Consider the following 15,923-nt stretch of genomic DNA (forward strand, 5'->3'; position numbering starts at 1 on the left):
CATGCGATCCCCCGATCGACCTTCCCGGAAAGGATTTCCCATGTTCCGCGCCCAGCGCCTTACCCGCAGCCTCTCGTTGCTGCTCGCCGCCACCGCTTTTGCCACGCCCCTGCTGGCCCAGACGCCTGCGGCGCAACCTGCCGGACAGACTGCCTCGAGCGAGGATCAGCGCCTGACTGCGCTGTTCGCCAGCGCAAACGAGGCCACGCTCGCCAACAACCCGCTCGACGCGCTGTTCCGGGGTGATATGCGCCATGCCGACCGCATGGGCGATTATATCAGCGACGCCTATTTCGCGACCGAGCGCAAAATCGCGCAGGACAATCTCGCCGCTCTCCACGCAATCAACCGCGACCGGCTGAACGCCCAGAACAAGATCGCCTATGACGTGTTCGAGTGGGAAGTGCAGGACAAGCTGACGAAGCTCAGCCCGCCGCTGGTCAACATTAGCGCGGTCATCCCGATCAATCATTTCACGGGGCTGCACACCTTCTACCCGACCTTGTCGTCCGGCAAGGGCGCGGCGCCGTTCAAGACGCTCGCCGACTATGAGAACAACCTCAAGCGTCACAAGGACTATGTGCGCTATCTCGACCGCGCCATCGGGCGGTTCCGCGAGGGCATGGCGAGCGGCGTTGTCGAGACGAAGCTGACCATCGGCAATACGATCTCTCAGTTGGACGCCCTGCTGGCCCAGCCTGTGGACGAGTCGCCCTTCTACCAGCCGGTGAAGGATTTTCCCGAGGACATCGCGCCGGCTGACCGGCAGCGGCTGACCAAGGCCTATCGGGACGCGCTGATCAACGAGATCAACCCCGCCCAGACGCGGCTGCGCGACTTCCTGAAAGCGGACTATCTGCCGGTGGCACGCGAAGGCGTTGGCCTCAGCGCCATGAAGGGTGGCGCGGAGCTTTATGCCGCGCTGGTCAAGAGCATGACGACGCTGCCGCTCACGCCGGATTATATCCATAACCTCGGCCTCTCGGAAGTGGCGCGCATCCGCAGCGAGATGGAACAGGTGCGGGACGAGGTGGGATTCAAAGGCACGCTCGGCGCCTTCTTCACCCATTTGCGCGAGGCCCCGGAATTTCACCCCAAGTCCCGCGAGTGGATGACGGAGGAATTCTACCGCATCGGCAAGATCGTCGATGAGAAGGTGCCGAGCCAGTTCTCGACGCTGCCCAAGGCCAAGCTGGAAATCCGGCCGTATCCGGAGTTCCGCGAGAAGTTCGAGGCTGGCGGCTCCTACGAGAATGGCACGCCCGATGGCACGCGCCCCGGCGTCTTCTACTTCAACGCCTATGACCTGCCCTCCCGCAGCATTCCGGGCATGACGACGCTCTATCTGCACGAAGGCGCGCCGGGCCATCACTTCCAGATCAGCCTCGCGCAGGAAAATGCCAGCCTGCCCGACTTCATCCGCTTCGGCGGCAACACGGCCTATGTCGAAGGCTGGGCGCTGTATGCCGAGACGCTGGGCTATGATTTCGGCCTGTTCAAAGACCCCTATCAGCGCATGGGCCATCTTGACGACGAGATGCTCCGCGCGATGCGGCTGGTGGTGGATACCGGCATCCACGCCAAGGGCTGGACCCGCGATCAGGCCATTGCATACATGCTCGACAACAGCTCGATGGGGAAGACGGACGCCACCGCCGAGGTCGAGCGGTACATCGCCATGCCGGCCCAGGCCCTCTCCTACAAGATCGGCGCGCTGACCATCCAGCGGCTGAAGAAGAAGGCGCAGGCGGCGCTTGGCGACCGGTTCGACGTCAAGGCCTTCCACGATCAGGTGCTGATGACCGGCGCGCTGCCGATGAGCGTGCTGGAGCGCAAGATCGACGATTGGATTGCCGGCACCAAGGCTCGGTAATCGGCCGCGCCTGTGTGCACCCGGTGGCCCCGCCCAAGCGAGAGCCACCGGGATTGACCCCGACATCGACCTCAATCACTATTGCAATTCGTTCTCAATAGCATATCCTGCCAGCCTTCATTCTGCTGGAAGGGGTCGCCATGACCAGGGATTTATCCGCTCTTTTCACCTTTCGGGACCTGCGGTCCTTTCCGTTGACGGCCATGCACCTCATCATGGCCGCACGGCTGTGCATTATTTACGGCCAGTCAGGCCGCGATCCTGTGCCGGACCTTGCCGTCCGCTTGCGGTCCATGGACGCCGCCCGGCGCGTCATTCTGCTCGTGCGGGGATTGCAGGAGGGCTGGCCCGAGCATTTCCTCGTGCATCGCCCCTGCGCGATGTCGCTCAGCCCTGACGAGGCGCTGCTTGGCGATCTGGCGCTGACGGCGATCCAGGGCGACGAGGCGGAGGCCACGCGCCTGCTGCGCGAGACGCTGCCCTGCGATGTCACGCATTTCCTCTTTCACCAGACCGTCGCAGCCGTGGCGGCCATCCGGTCCGCGCAATTGCAGCCGCATCGTCCCGAGAACCGATGCGGCTGCTGAACGCGGGGAACGTTGGAGGGTAGCTTACCCCCGTTCTGCCGATTATGCGGCTGCCAGATCCAGCGCCTGGGCAATCAGCTTGCGGCTGTTTGCAATGCCATAGAGCGCGATGAAGCTGCCCATGCGTGGCCCCTGCTGGGCGCCGAGCAAGGTCTCATAGAGGGCCTTGAACCAGTCGCGCAGCTGCTCGAAGCCGTAATGCGGGTCCTTGCCGATTTCGTAGACGATATTCTGGATGTCTTCGGCCGAGGCGTCGTCCGGCAAAGCGGCCAGCTGGGCATCCAGTTCACGCAAGGCCAGCGCTTCGTTGGCCTCCGGCGCGCGGCGCTTAAGCGTGGGCGCGACGAAATCGCGATTATAGGCCAGCGCATTGCGCACGAGGCCGGCGACGCGCGGATAGCGCTCCACCGAGGCATCGGGCGCGTAGTTGCGCAGATAGGCCCAGACCTGATGCTCGGTCGCATCGGCGCCCATGACGCCGACCAGATTGAGGAGCAGGCCATAGGTCACCGGCAGCGGATCGTCCGTCACCTGCCCGCCATGCACGTGGTGGACGGGATTGCCGAGGCGCTTGTCCACGGCCTGCGTCGCATAGGCGGAGCGGAACTGCTCATAATCATCGACCGCGCGGGGGATGACGCCGATGTGCAGCGACTTGGCCGCCTTGGGCTCGCGATAGATATAGAAGGCCAGGCTCTCTTCCGAGCCATAGGTCAGCCACTGTTCGATGCTGAGACCATTGCCCTTGGACTTGGAGATCTTCTCCCCCTTCTCGTCCAGGAACATCTCGTAGTTGAAGCCCTCGGGCGGGCGCCCGCCGAGCGCGCGGGCAATCTTGGAGCTTTGCGTGACGCTGTCGATCAGGTCCTTGCCGGCCATTTCATAATCGACGCCGAGCGCTACCCAGCGCATCGCCCAGTCGACCTTCCACTGCAGCTTGGCGCCGCCGGAGAGGATGCTCTGCTCGATCGTCTCGCCATCATCCTCGAAGCGGACGATCCCGGCATCGGCGTCGACGACCTCGACGGGGACCTGCAGCACGATGCCGCTTTTGGCGCTGATCGGCAGCACCGGCGAATAGGTTGCCTGCCGCTCCTTGCGCAGCGTAGGCAGCATGATGTCCATGATCGCCTGATAGTTGCGCAGCACGTTGCGCAGGGCGTCATCGAACTGGCCCCCGCGATACATGTCGGTCGAGGAGACGAATTCGTAATCGAACCCGTAGCGATCGAGGAATGCGCGCAGCATCGCGTTATTGTGATGCGCGAAGCTCTCATATTTCTCGAACGGATCGGGCACCTGGGTGAGCGGTCGGCCGAGATGTTCGGTCAGCATTGCCTGATTGGGGACGTTGTCCGGCACCTTGCGCAGCCCGTCCATATCATCGCTGAACGCAATGAGCCGCGTGGGCGCGCCGGTGATTTCCTCATAGGCATGGCGGACCATGGTGGTGCGCTGCACCTCGTTGAACGTGCCGATATGCGGCAGGCCCGAGGGGCCATAGCCGGTCTCGAATAGCATCGGCGCTTCGCCCGGCTTGCCCTGCGGATAGCGCTTGAGCAGCTTGCGCGCTTCTTCATAGGGCCAGGCCTTGGAGACCTTCGCGGCCTCCCGCAGTTGAGCGGCATAATCAGCATCAGTCATGCGGCGAGCCTCTAGCGCCAAGAGCGCGCGCGCAACAACCAAAAAGGCCGGAGAGCAAAAAACAGAAATGCGACGAAACGAAAATTTTACCAATTGGTGTAAGACATCGTGAACGTCCGCCGGAGACGCAAAACCCCTGGGGAGGGGAGAATCGGGTGGGCTTGTGTGGGAGTCTCACCGTGGACCATAAGATCGACCGGCCGCAGCGCGTCTGCGTCCAAGTTCCTGTTATCATAACGACCGTGCTCGACGTGCAGGAGGCCACATTGGTGGACCTGACCGAGGACGGCGGCCTGATTTCAGGATGCAGCCTGAGCGAAGGCACACGCTTCCAGATCGATTATATGAGCGAGACGATCTATGCCCAGTCCATCTGGCATGAGGTTGACCGTACCGGCTGCCGGTTCATTTTCCCGCTAAGGGATGGCGCGCTCTATCAGCATCTCGAACTGGCCCGATCAGCCCTTTTTGCGGAAAGTGCGGCCTTCGCGGATGTGAGCGCTAGCCCAATCCGCGGTTTTGGGCGCCGCCTCGCCTGAATTCGGCCTACCTCAACATTCCTCGCCGACCAGCCGCCGGCCGTTGCGCCGGACCGGGGGGCCCGACTCGGGCTGAAGAATCTTGAGCAGGGCAAGCGCAAGCCGGACTTCCACAAAATCATCGCCCTCGCCCGTCACCACGCGCTGAGCCTCGTCGGCAAAGCCGCTCTCGCGCAGATGCTGCGCTGCGGCCTTGCGAGCCAGATCGATGGGGGCGGCCGTCACGGCCGGTCGCCCGAAGGCGCCACCAGCGGACCATCCGCGCCATAAGGGCGCCAGGGTTGCGACACCCGCCCTTCCCGCGCCTTGAAGAAATACTGGCTGCAGATCAGCCAGCCCTTGAGCGGCCGCAATGGCAGAATACAGGTCGCAAGAACCAGCGGCAAGGTCGTGACCAGATGCAGCCATAGCGGCGGATCGGCCTTCACCTGCAGCACGAGCGCGAAAACGACTGCAGGCACGCAGGCGAAGCAGATTACGAAGAAAGCGGGGCCATCGGCCGGCTCGGCATAATCATAAGAGAGACCGCAGACCTCACAGGAGTCGCGGATGGTCAGGAATCCCTTAAATAGCCGGCCCTGCGCGCAGCGTGGGCAGCGGCCGCGCAACCCGGTGCGCACGGGGTCATGCCGAGGGCCGTTTTCATGCTCATGCGTGGTCAGGTTCGACATGGCGATTGCTCCATTTCCTTTGGCAATCAGATAGGCGATATGTAGGCATCATCCCACCATACATAAAACGGGCGCTTGCCATGCAGAACTGGGTTGCCCTGATCCGCACCGAGAAATTCCGCGCGGACCATGGGCCAAAATATGCCGCCATTGCCGATGCCCTGCGCGGCGCGATCCACTCCGGCGAGTTGCGACCGGGCGAACGCCTCCCCGCGCAGCGCGATCTGGCGGCCCAGCTCGGCGTGGACCTGACGACGGTCACCCGCGCCTACACGCTGGTGCGCGAGGCCGGGCTGATCGAAGGCGCCGGGAAGCTCGGCAGCTTCGTGCGCAACGACATCGCCCTGCCCCGCTTTGGCGAAACCGCGAGCGACCGGGGCATGAATGTGCCACCACAGCCGGGCTTCAACCTGCTGCCGCAGGCGATCCACAATGGCATGGCCAGCCTGCTGCGCGCCGGCCGCCATTCCCCGATCCTCCAGTATCAGCCGAGCCTCGGCAACATCGCGGACCGCGCGCAAGGGGCCGAGCGGCTGGCGGCGCTCGGCTTGCCGACCGAGGCGGACCAGATCGCCATCACGGCGGGCGCCCAACATGCCTTGCATGGGCTGGTCCACAGCATTCTGGAGCCGGGCGACCGCCTGTGCTGCGCGCCGTTCATCTATCCCGGCATGATCGCGCTGGCGCGGCGGCGGGGGCTGGTGCTGACGCCCGTCGCTGTCGATGACGAGGGGCTGGTGCCGGATGCGCTGGACGCAGCCCTGCGCGAGGGCGCGCGCGCCGTCTATCTCACGCCCACCAATGACAATCCCACCTGCATCACCATGGGATTGCGGCGGCGGGAGGAAATTGCCGCCGTCATCGCCGCCCATGGCGCGACACTGATCGAGGACGACGCCTATGGACAGCTCTGCCGCGCTGCCCATCCACCCTGCACAGCCCTGATCCCGGCGCAAAGCTGGTATATCGCCGGCACGTCCAAGCTCATCTCGCCGGTCTTGCGCGTCGCGCATGTTCGCGCGCCCTCCGCAGAGCAGAATCTGCAACTGGGCGCGGCGCTCGGTGACAGCGCCGTGATGGCGCCGCCGCTGAACGTCGCTCTGGTCAGCCACTGGCTGCGCGAGGGGCTGTTCGGTGCGCTGATCGATGGCGTGCGGGCGGAAGCGGTCACGCGGCACCGGCTCGCGACGCGCCATCTCGGCGGCCTGCCCTACCGGATGCAGCCCGAGGGTTACCATCTCTGGCTGGACCTGCGCGATACCAGCGGACGGGCGCCGGATATCGACGCGCTGATCGATGTGCTGGGCGGCATGGGCCTTTCTGCCGTGGCCGGCAGTGCGTTCGCCGTTGAAGATGGCGCGTCCACCCATATGCGCCTGTCCGTCGGCGGCGCGCTCGACCATGGGGCGATCGAACGTGCGCTGCGACACCTCCGGGACCGACTAGGGCGCTGAGCCCCACCCCCCGGCCGGCGGTTATGCGGTAAAATAAACGAACGGCGCGTTCCCCTTATGGACCAAGCACGCTATGGCTGCTGGGTGTCCCCATCCGATCCGATCCTGCCGGGCCTGCCACCGGCGCTCCATGCCAGCCATGCCGGCATCTGGCTGACCGATGGCAGCGGCGAGCAGACCATCGGGCTTGGTCGCGGACAAGCCCTTGCGCGCGCTGCGGATACGCCGCTCCTGCTGGTCAATGCGCCCTTGCTGGGATCGCGACTGGGCTATGCGGATCTCTCTGGCCTCGACCTGCTGGAGCTATTTGCCTTCCTCTTCCCCGCCCAGTTCGTGATTCCCACAGTTGCGGGGCTCGCCCGGGCCATGGGCCTCGCGCCGCCGGCCAGCGATGCCGAGGCGGCCCGGCTCATCCCGCAGATTGCCAGTTCCATGCTCGGCTGGACTGAGCGGGCCGACTGGGCGGAACGTGAAGGCGCCTGGACCAGCCTCAATCAGCTCGAGCGGTTGCGCTGGAGTTGGGCGCCGCTGCTGCGCCCGCGCATTCGCCAACCGGCTGAGGCCGAGCGATGGCTGTTCACGCGCCTGCCGCAATGGGAGGAGCAGGCCCCGCGCCCCGCCCCGCGCCCGGTGACCCTCGACGAGGCGGATGTGTTGGCGCGCCTGCGCAGCCTCACCGGCAGCGGCGCCGAAACGCGGCAGGGCCAACGGGATTTCGCCGCCGCCGCCTCCGGCAGCTTCACGCCCCGGCCGCGTGAGGACACGCCCAATATCGTGCTGGCCCAGGCCGGCACCGGCATTGGCAAGACACTCGGCTATCTCGCCCCCGCAACGCTGTGGGCCGAGCAATCCGGCGGGACGGTGTGGATTGCTACCTACACCAAGGCCCTACAGCGCCAGCTCGACCGCGAGACCCGGCGCCATTATCCCGACGATGCGGCCTTCCGCCGCCATGTCGTCATCCGTAAGGGCCGGGAGAATTATCTCTGCCTGCTTAACCTGGAAGATGCCCTGCAGGGCGGCTTCGCCGGGCGCGCGGCGGTGCTGGCGCAGTTCGTGGCGCGCTGGGCGGGCTATACGCGCGACGGGGATATGGTCGGGGGCGATCTGCCGGGCTGGCTGATGGCCCTGTTCCGCCGCGCGGGTGCGACAGCGCTCACCGACCGGCGCGGCGAGTGCATCTATGCGGGCTGCCCGCATTTCCGCACCTGCTTCATCGAGCGGGCGACCCGCGCCAGCCAGAATGCGGACATTGTGATCGCCAATCATGCACTGGTGATGATCAACGCTGCGCGCGGGCGGGAAGCCCAAGGCACGCCAACCCGGATCGTTTTCGACGAGGGGCACCATCTGTTCGATGCGGCGGACTCGACCTTCGGCGCGGCACTCACCGGGCGCGAGGCGATCGAACTGCGGCGCTGGATCATGGGGCCGGAAAGCGAGCGCAAGGGGCGACGGCGCGGCCTCGCCGCCCGTCTCTCCGATGTCGCAAGCTATGACGAGGAAGGTGCCGAGGCCATCGACGCCGCACGCGAAGCCGCTCGCGCCCTGCCGGGCGAGGACTGGCTGCGCCGCGTCGTCGAGCATGGCGCCGAGGGAGCGATCGAGGCGGTGCTCGCCGCCGTGCGCGACACCGTCTACGCCCGCGCCGAGCGGGACGGACGCGACACCGATCCGGGCTATGGGCTGGAAGTGGACCTGAGCGAAGCGGACGGCGCGCTGATCGATGCCGCCACGGATGCCGCGCGCGCGTTGGAGGCGCTGCTCGGGCCGCTCCAGCGGCTGGGCAAGCGCCTCGTCGCCGTCATTGAACTGGCGCCGGACTGGCTGGATGGCCCGGCACGCGCGCGCATCGATGGCGCGATCTCCGCCCTTGGCTGGCGGTGCGATCTGCTGCGCGCCTGGATTGCGCTCCTGCTACGCGTCGGCGGGCCGCCCGAGCCGGCCTTTGTCGACTGGCTGGCGGTGGATCGCGTCGAGGGCAAGGAATATGACATCGGCCTGCACCGCCACTGGCTGGACCCGACCAAGCCCCTGGCCGAGACGGTGATGCGGCCGGCCCATGGCGTGCTCGTCACGTCGGCGACGCTGCGGGCCGGCGGCGATACCCAGACAGCCGTGGAACGATCGGGCGCAGTGCACCTCGGCCGCGCGCCGCAATGGTTCGAGGCGGCCAGCCCCTTCGACTATGCGCGACAGAGCGAAGTGCTGATCGTCACCGACATCAAGCGCGGCGACCTTCCCGCGCTGGCTGGTGCCTATGCGCGGCTGATCGAGGCGGCGGGCGGCGGGACGCTGGGACTGTTCACCGCCATTCGCCGACTGCGCTCCGTGCAGAAGCGCATCGCCGATCGGCTCGCCCGTGCCGGCCTGCCGCTCTATGCGCAGCATGTCGACCCGTTCGACCCCGCAACCCTGATCGACATGTTCCGGGACGATCCGCGCGCTTCTCTGCTCGGCACGGACGCGCTGCGTGACGGGATCGACGTGCCGGGCGATTCGCTGCGGTTGGTGGTGATGGAAGGCGTGCCCTGGGCCAAGCCCTCGGTCCTCCACGCGACGCGGCGGCAAGCCAGTGGTGAGCCGACCGCCTATGACGATCGGCTGGTCCGCGCCCGCCTCGCCCAGGCATTCGGGCGGCTGATCCGCCGGGGTGACGACAGCGGCCAGTTCGTGATGCTCTCCTCGGCCATGCCCAGCCGATTGTTGAGTGCTTTCCCAGCCGATGTCCCCATCCTGCGCATTCCGCTCGATGAAGCCATCGCGCGCGTGCGCTCACGCCTTGGTTCCTCGGCCGATATCGGGCACAGACCGCTGGACGGATCTTATGAGACTAGGGTGTCCACCAAGGAATGAAGACGGTTATCGTTCTGCGTCATGCCAAGTCCGACTGGAGCGATGCCGCGCTGCGCGACTTCGACCGCGGGCTGAACGGCCGCGGCGAACGCGCGGCGGCCGTGATGGGCCAATGGGCCGCCGGTCACGGCGTGACCTTTGAGACGATCATCGCATCGCCCGCCGTCCGCGTGACGCAGACATTGGCGCGTTTTCGCGAGACTTATGGCCCCTGCCCCGAACCCATGCGTGACATGCGGCTCTATCTGGCTTCCGCCGGAACCATAGCAGAGGTGTTGAGCGAAACCGCGCCGGACCGGGCCTCGGTTCTGTTGGCCGCCCACAGCCCCGGCCTTGAGGATTTCATCCTGACGGCCAGCGGCCAAGAGCGGCAGACCGGACTGCGCGCATCCGTCGAAACGAAATTCCCGACCGCCGCCATGGCCGTGCTGACCTTCGATGTGGCGGACTGGGCTGACCTCGCTAGCAGATTCGCTGAGGCCGCGACGCTCGAAGCCTTTGTGCGGCCACGCGATCTGGATCCGAGTCTGGGACCGGACCAGCGCTGAGTCGGAAGCGCTGACAGGCCGCTCAACCGGGGTTGAGCGCCTCTTCGAGATTGTTGCGGATCACCCTCAGCCTTGCGATCACCGTGGAGATGTCCGGCGAGGCAGGCGCGCGCGGGCGGACCGGCTGATCGACGGCCGTCCCTGAAAACAGGTCATCCATTGCCGTCCGTGCCGGACTGGAGCGCTCGTCGCTCGCTTCCTGTGCAGGCGCTTGCACGACCCGCTCGGCGGGTTGCGCCGCATCCGCCTCATGGCAGGAAGGCGCCAACGCCGCCTTGCGCGCGCCGGCCAAGGCCCGCTGCGCACCTGGCACAGTAAAGCCTTCCTCATTCAACAGTCGATGAATCCGACGCGCAAGTTCCACGTCCGCCGGCCGATAATAGCGGCGATTACCAGAACGCTGGAGCGGACGAAGCTGCGGGAACCGTGTCTCCCAGTAGCGCAAGATATGCTGCGCCACGCCCAGTTCACGAGCAAGCTCTCCAATCGTCAGAAACGCGCCGTCATCTTTGGCCATGCCTTATTCTGCAACGAGATACGCGCGCGGGTCAATCCGCGACCGACCGCACGAGCCCATCACGCGACAGTCAGCCGTGAGATATTCAGGCGCCGGCGACGCGTTCGCGCAGCGTCTGGCTCGGCCGGAAGGTGAGAACCCGCCGCGGCGTGATCGGCACCTCAACGCCGGTTTTCGGATTGCGCCCGACGCGCTCATTCTTGTCGCGCAGCACGAACGTCCCAAAACCGGAAATTTTGACATTCTCGCCTTGCTCAAGTGCCTCACTCACCAGGTCGAGCACCTGCTCGACAATCTGCGCGGATTCAGACCGCGAGAGGCCGATCTGGCGGTTGAGCCGATCAGCGATCTCAGCGCGGGTCAACGTGTCTTCTGAACTCATTTCGCCCCCAAATAACGAAACCAAGCGCGCCCTGTCCCCCAACAGGCCACATCGCCGTCTCTGCGGCAGAAACTCTTACAATGCAATCGGCAAGAATCGAAACAAGCCGCAGTTATTTCGCGATATTATTGAAAAATAAGATTATCAGAACACGGGCTAAAACCGCAGGGCGCTGGCGCCCCAGGTAAAGCCGCCGCCCATTGCTTCCAGCACGAGGAGATCGCCCCGCTTGATGCGCCCGTCCCGTACGGCGGTATCGAGCGCCAACGGGACCGACGCGGCCGAGGTGTTTGCATGCTGATCGACGGTGACGATCACCCGCTCTGCCTCCAGCCCGAGCTTGCGCGCCGTGGCATCGAGAATGCGGGCATTGGCCTGATGTGGGACCACCCAGTCGATATCCTCGACTGCGATATCGGCCGCCTCGAGCACTTCGCGGAGAACCTGCGCAAGGTTGACGACCGCGTGGCGGAAGACGTCCTGCCCCTTCATCCGCAACTTGCCGACCGTTCCGGTGGTCGAGACGCCGCCGTCGGTATGGAGCAGGCAGTTATGCCGGCCATCGGCGTGGAGGCGACTGGCGAGGATGCCCCGCCCGGTCTCCTCATCGGTATCCTGCCCGCGCAGCAGCACGGCGCCCGCACCATCACCGAACAGCACGCAGGTGCCGCGATCTTCCCAGTCGAGCAGCCGGCTCATCGTCTCCGAACCGATCACCAGCGCGGTCTTTGCCGCGCCGCCACGGATCATGTTGTCCGCCACCGTCAGCGCGTACAGAAAGCCCGAGCACACGGCCGCCACATCGAACGCGACGCAATCATTGATGCCCAAACCGGTCTGAACGCGCGTGGCAGTCGCCGGAAACGTCTGATCGGGCGTCGTGGTCGCCAGAATGATGAGATCGACCTCGGTGGCAGGGACATTTGCGGCCTGCAGCGCCTTGCGCGCCGCCTCGACCGCGAGCGTGGAGGTCGTTTCGCCCTCCCCGGCCAAATGGCGAGCATGAATGCCGGTCCGCTCGACGATCCACTCGTCGCTCGTGTCCACTGTCTGCGCCAACTCATGATTGTCGACACGGCGCCGGGGCAGGGCGGACCCGGTCCCTTCGATCACGGACCGCAAGGTCATTTGGCGACCAGTTCCTCTTTTCCAATAGGCCCAACGCGGGCGATGTCCTGCGCGATGCGGGCACTCAGATCTTCCTCGACCAGCCGCGCGGCGACGTGGACGGCATTGGCGATGCCCTTTTCGTCAGCACCGCCGTGGCTCTTCACCACCATGCCGTTGAGGCCGAGGAAGACGGCGCCATTATGATTGTTAGGATCAAGATGCACCTTGAGCAGGTGCAGCGCCGGCTTGGAGAGCAGGAAACCGGCCTTGGAGCGCAACGAGCTGGTAAAGGCACGGCGCAGCACGTCGGTTACGAACCGGGCGGTGCCTTCAGCCGTCTTGAGCGCGATATTGCCCGCGAAGCCCTCGGCGACGATCACATCCGCATCGCCCGAGCCGATCTTGTCGCCTTCGATAAAGCCATCGAAGCGGAGCGGCAGGCCGATGCCCTTGCGAAGGACCGCAGCGGCATCGCGAATTTCGTCAGTGCCCTTCAAATCCTCGGTGCCGATGTTGAGCAGGCGCACACGCGGCATCTCGAGATCGAGCACGACACGGGCGTAAGCGGCGCCCATGACCGCGAATTCGACGAGATTGCGGGCATCGCACTCGGTGTTGGCACCAAGATCGAGCATGACGACATCATTGTCGCCGAGCGTCGGCAGGAATGCAGCCAAGGCTGGCCGGTCGATCCCCGGCAGCGTGCGCAGGGCGAGCTTGGCGATTGCCATCAGAGCGCCGGTATTCCCGGCGGAGACGGCAGCCTGCGCGTCGCCGTTCTTCACAGCCTGAATCGCCAAGCCCATGGAGCTCTGGCGGGACTGGCGGATCGCTTGACTGGGCTTGTCGCCCGCGTTCACCACCTTGTCGGTGTGAACGATTTCAGCGGCCTGCGAGAGATTGGGGTGGTTGGCGAGCGCGGCACGAATCCGCGTCTCATCACCAAAGAGCAGGAATTGCAGCCCCTCATGCCGACGACGCGCCAAGGCAACGCCCGCGATCATCACGCGGACGCCCTCGTCACCGCCCATCGCATCAATCGCGATCCGCGGCGTCTTCACAGCATGATTCCCCGGTCGGGCCTCAGGCGCCGATCGCGATGATTTCGCGGCCGTTATAGTGCCCGCAAGCGGTGCACAGATTGTGGGGGCGCTTCAGCTCACCACAATTGGGGCATTCCTGATAGGATTCCACGCGCAGCGAGTCATGGCTGCGACGCATGCCGCGCTTGGACGGCGAAGTTTTTCTCTTTGGGACAGCCATGAGGGCACCTGTCTAAAAAACGCAAAACATCAATAACGGGTTCGCTTGCCTGGCCGCCTGCAAAGGCGTCTTGGCGGCCACAGAGGACCGCGGCCAACCGAGAGCCGGGCGTTCGCGAGAGTGAGCGCCTATAGCGCTTTTTCCTGATGGTGCAACCGATTCATTGGACAAACTGGGCGCTAGCGGGACCGAACCGGACATTGCGTGGCGGGAACGCCGTATCGCGCCGTCAGTCGCGCACGCCCGTGACGCTGTCGCCCACAAAGGGGTTGCTGGCCCGCTCATGCGCAAAGCTGCTGGGCTGGCCATGGCCCGGCACGAAGATCGTCTCGCCACCCAGCGGCCAGAGCTTGCGCGTGATCGACGCGATCAGATCCTCATGATTGCCGAGCGGAAAATCAGTACGGCCGATAGAGCCTTGAAACAGGACATCGCCGACAATGGCGAGCTTGGACGGGCCGTGATGAAAGACGACGTGACCCGGCGTGTGGCCGGGGCAATGGATGACATCCAGCACCAGCTCGCCGACGGTGACCGTGTCCCCATCGACCAGCCAGCGCGTCGGCTCGAACGGCTCGCCGGGTACGCCCCAGCGCTTGCCATCATCATCCAGCCGCGCGATCCAGAAGCGGTCGTCCTCATGCGGCCCCTCAATGGGCAGACCCAACTCCTTTGCGAGCACGCCGGCCTGTCCACAATGATCGATATGACCGTGCGTCACGAGCAGCTTCTCCAGCGTCACGCCGGCATCCGCGACCGCCTTTTTGAGCCGCGCCAGATCGCCGCCGGGATCGACCAGCGCGCCACGCATGGTTTTGGTGCACCAGATGAGCGAGCAATTCTGCTGGAGCGGCGTCACCGGGATCATCGCGGCGCGCATCGGCGGATTTTGGGGATCGGCAGTCATGGGCCTTGATCTGGCAGTCGAACCCGCCCGGCGCAAGGGTGGCGCGGGGCAGCGGCGTTCAGGACGCCAGCATCTCCCCGACCCATGCCGGCACGAGCTGGCTCGCCGGGCCGAGGCGGGATTCATCGAACCAGGCACTGCCTTCTGACGGTTCGAGATTGAGCTCCAGCGTGCGCGCGCCATAAGCCTGCGCCATGCGGACGAACCCGGCGGCCGGATAAACAGCGCCCGACGTGCCGATCGACACGAACAGATCGGCACGGGCCAGCGCCGCTTCGATCCGCGCCATCTGATAAGGCATCTCGCCGAAAAACACGATGTCGGGCCGCAGAGCGGGCGCGCCGCAGGTGGGGCACGCCGCTGCAGGCGGGAGAGGACCCGTCCACGGCAGACGATGATCGCAGGCGGCACACAGCGCGCTGTTCAACGCGCCATGCATATGGAGGAGGTTGCGCGAGCCGCCCCTCTCGTGGAGATCATCGACATTCTGCGTGACCAGCAGGAGCTCGCCGGGCCAATGCGCTTCCAGCCGGGCGAGCGCCTCATGCGCGGGATTGGGCTCAACGCGGTCCAACGCGGCGCGACGCATATCATAGAAGCGATGGACCAGCGCAGGATCGCGCGCCAGCGCTTGAGGCGTGCAGACATCCTCGATCCGATGCTGCGCCCAAAGGCCATCCTCCGAGCGGAAGGTCTCCAACCCGCTTTCTGCCGAAATCCCGGCGCCGGTGAGGATGACAAGTGCGTTCGAGTCTGGCATCGGCGCGATGAGACAGATTTGGGGCGAAGGACGCAAGCATCATGACGGCGATCGGCATCTTTGGCGCGCGGGGGCGCATGGGTCAGGCGATCGCGGGGGTTGCTGCGGATGCCGGGATTGCGGTGGCCGGCGGAACGGACAGTCAGCCGGGCGGGACCATCGGCGCAGAAGGCGCGGCGATCACCAGCGACGCGATGGGTCTTGCAGACAGCGCGGACGTACTGATCGACTTCTCGGTGCCCGGCGCGTTGCAGGCGCATCTCGATGCCTGCGTCGCGGCGGGGAAGCCGCTGCTGATTGGCACGACCGGCCTCGAAGCAGCGCATCACGCCGCCATCGACCGCGCGTCGGCGCACATCGCAGTGCTGCAGACGGGCAATACCTCGCTCGGCGTCAATCTGCTGGCTGCGCTCGTTCGGGAAGCGGCCGCGCGACTGGGCGACGATTGGGACATCGAAATTCTGGAGATGCATCACCGCCACAAGGTGGACGCCCCTTCCGGCACGGCGCTGCTGCTCGGCGAAGCGGCGGCGGCCGGGCGCGGGATCAGCCTTGCCGACCATAGCGCGCGCGGGCGCGACGGGATCACCGGCGCCCGCAACGCCGGCGACATCGGTTTTGCGGCGCTGCGCGGGGGATCGGTCGCGGGTGATCATCTGGTCGTGCTGGCCGCCGATCAGGAACGGATCGAGCTGGGTCATCGGGCCGAGAGCCGCATCATCTTCGCTCGTGGTGCGGTGAAGGCCGCGCAATGGCTGATCGGCAAGGCGCCGGGACGCTATGCCATGGCGGATGTGCTGGGGCTGTAGGTC

At 65.6% G+C, this 15,923-nt stretch carries 16 protein-coding genes and 1 pseudogene; 7 read left to right on the forward strand and 10 right to left on the reverse strand.

All coding sequences use genetic code 11. The features are described 5' to 3' along the window. The first annotated feature begins 40 nt into the window (after positions 1 to 40). Both M2341_RS12420 and M2341_RS12425 read left to right on the forward strand, forming a co-directional pair. A complete protein-coding gene (locus M2341_RS12420; protein ID WP_264585454.1) occupies positions 41 to 1,873 on the forward strand; it encodes a DUF885 domain-containing protein in 1,833 nt (610 codons plus the stop codon). A gap of 140 nt (positions 1,874 to 2,013) precedes the next feature. Further along, positions 2,014 to 2,460 (forward strand): hypothetical protein, encoded by a 447-nt coding sequence (locus M2341_RS12425; RefSeq protein ID WP_264585455.1) that lies wholly within the window; start codon positions 2,014 to 2,016, stop codon positions 2,458 to 2,460. 42 nt (positions 2,461 to 2,502) lie between these two features. Here the strand turns inward: M2341_RS12425 and M2341_RS12430 are convergent, their stop codons facing one another. Further along, positions 2,503 to 4,104, reverse strand: coding sequence for a lysine--tRNA ligase (locus tag M2341_RS12430; RefSeq protein WP_264585456.1), 1,602 nt, complete (start codon positions 4,102 to 4,104; stop codon positions 2,503 to 2,505). Between the two features lie 179 nt (positions 4,105 to 4,283). Here M2341_RS12430 and M2341_RS12435 point away from each other — a divergent pair, with 179 nt between their 5' ends. Next, positions 4,284 to 4,643, forward strand: a complete 360-nt coding sequence (locus tag M2341_RS12435) for a PilZ domain-containing protein (RefSeq protein ID WP_264575360.1) — start codon at positions 4,284 to 4,286, stop codon at positions 4,641 to 4,643. A 12-nt stretch (positions 4,644 to 4,655) separates the two neighbouring features. Here the strand turns inward: M2341_RS12435 and M2341_RS12440 are convergent, their stop codons facing one another. Both M2341_RS12440 and M2341_RS12445 read right to left on the reverse strand, forming a co-directional pair. Further along, on the reverse strand, positions 4,656 to 4,868 hold the full coding sequence (locus tag M2341_RS12440) for a hypothetical protein (protein WP_264585457.1): 213 nt from the start codon (positions 4,866 to 4,868) through the stop codon (positions 4,656 to 4,658). After that, positions 4,865 to 5,314 (reverse strand): DUF983 domain-containing protein, encoded by a 450-nt coding sequence (locus M2341_RS12445; protein ID WP_264585458.1) that lies wholly within the window; start codon positions 5,312 to 5,314, stop codon positions 4,865 to 4,867. Before M2341_RS12445 ends, M2341_RS12440 begins: the two co-directional genes overlap by 4 nt. An 80-nt stretch (positions 5,315 to 5,394) precedes the next feature. On the opposite strand from M2341_RS12445, the gene M2341_RS12450 reads away from it, so the two are divergent. The 3 genes from M2341_RS12450 to M2341_RS12460 are packed head-to-tail and all read left to right on the forward strand — an operon-like array spanning position 5,395 to position 10,172. Beyond that, positions 5,395 to 6,768, forward strand: coding sequence for a PLP-dependent aminotransferase family protein (locus M2341_RS12450; RefSeq protein WP_264585459.1), 1,374 nt, complete (start codon positions 5,395 to 5,397; stop codon positions 6,766 to 6,768). Between the two features lie 57 nt (positions 6,769 to 6,825). Further along, a complete protein-coding gene (locus M2341_RS12455) occupies positions 6,826 to 9,624 on the forward strand; it encodes an ATP-dependent DNA helicase (RefSeq protein ID WP_264585460.1) in 2,799 nt (932 codons plus the stop codon). Then, positions 9,621 to 10,172, forward strand: coding sequence for a SixA phosphatase family protein (locus tag M2341_RS12460; protein ID WP_264585461.1), 552 nt, complete (start codon positions 9,621 to 9,623; stop codon positions 10,170 to 10,172). The genes M2341_RS12455 and M2341_RS12460 overlap by 4 nt, the downstream gene beginning before the upstream one ends. Positions 10,173 to 10,458: 286 nt before the next feature. Here M2341_RS12460 and M2341_RS12465 read toward each other — a convergent pair. The 7 genes and pseudogenes from M2341_RS12465 to M2341_RS12495 all read right to left on the reverse strand — a co-directional run. Beyond that, positions 10,459 to 10,689: pseudogene (locus M2341_RS12465) on the reverse strand (MerR family transcriptional regulator); the annotation flags it as partial. Positions 10,690 to 10,774: 85 nt separating this feature from the next. Further along, positions 10,775 to 11,071 (reverse strand): integration host factor subunit alpha, encoded by a 297-nt coding sequence (locus tag M2341_RS12470; RefSeq protein ID WP_264570883.1) that lies wholly within the window; start codon positions 11,069 to 11,071, stop codon positions 10,775 to 10,777. 156 nt (positions 11,072 to 11,227) lie between these two features. Continuing rightward, a complete protein-coding gene (locus M2341_RS12475) occupies positions 11,228 to 12,199 on the reverse strand; it encodes a beta-ketoacyl-ACP synthase III (protein WP_319801055.1) in 972 nt (323 codons plus the stop codon). Next, positions 12,196 to 13,242 (reverse strand): phosphate acyltransferase PlsX, encoded by a 1,047-nt coding sequence (gene plsX, locus M2341_RS12480; protein WP_264585462.1) that lies wholly within the window; start codon positions 13,240 to 13,242, stop codon positions 12,196 to 12,198. Before plsX ends, M2341_RS12475 begins: the two co-directional genes overlap by 4 nt. A gap of 22 nt (positions 13,243 to 13,264) precedes the next feature. Continuing rightward, a complete protein-coding gene (gene rpmF / locus M2341_RS12485; RefSeq protein WP_264570885.1) occupies positions 13,265 to 13,444 on the reverse strand; it encodes a 50S ribosomal protein L32 in 180 nt (59 codons plus the stop codon). A gap of 229 nt (positions 13,445 to 13,673) precedes the next feature. Beyond that, the gene (locus M2341_RS12490; protein WP_319799446.1) at positions 13,674 to 14,351 is read right to left on the reverse strand and encodes an MBL fold metallo-hydrolase; all 678 of its coding nucleotides are present in this window, start codon (positions 14,349 to 14,351) and stop codon (positions 13,674 to 13,676) included. A 58-nt stretch (positions 14,352 to 14,409) separates the two neighbouring features. Next, positions 14,410 to 15,111: an NAD-dependent deacylase gene (locus M2341_RS12495; RefSeq protein ID WP_264585463.1), complete on the reverse strand. Its 702-nt coding sequence runs from the start codon at positions 15,109 to 15,111 to the stop codon at positions 14,410 to 14,412. Between the two features lie 41 nt (positions 15,112 to 15,152). Here M2341_RS12495 and dapB point away from each other — a divergent pair, with 41 nt between their 5' ends. Further along, positions 15,153 to 15,920 (forward strand): 4-hydroxy-tetrahydrodipicolinate reductase, encoded by a 768-nt coding sequence (dapB, locus tag M2341_RS12500; protein WP_264585464.1) that lies wholly within the window; start codon positions 15,153 to 15,155, stop codon positions 15,918 to 15,920. Positions 15,921 to 15,923: the final 3 nt, after the last annotated feature.

It is taken from the genome of Sphingobium sp. B7D2B, assembly GCF_025961895.1.
Lineage (GTDB): Bacteria > Pseudomonadota > Alphaproteobacteria > Sphingomonadales > Sphingomonadaceae > Sphingobium.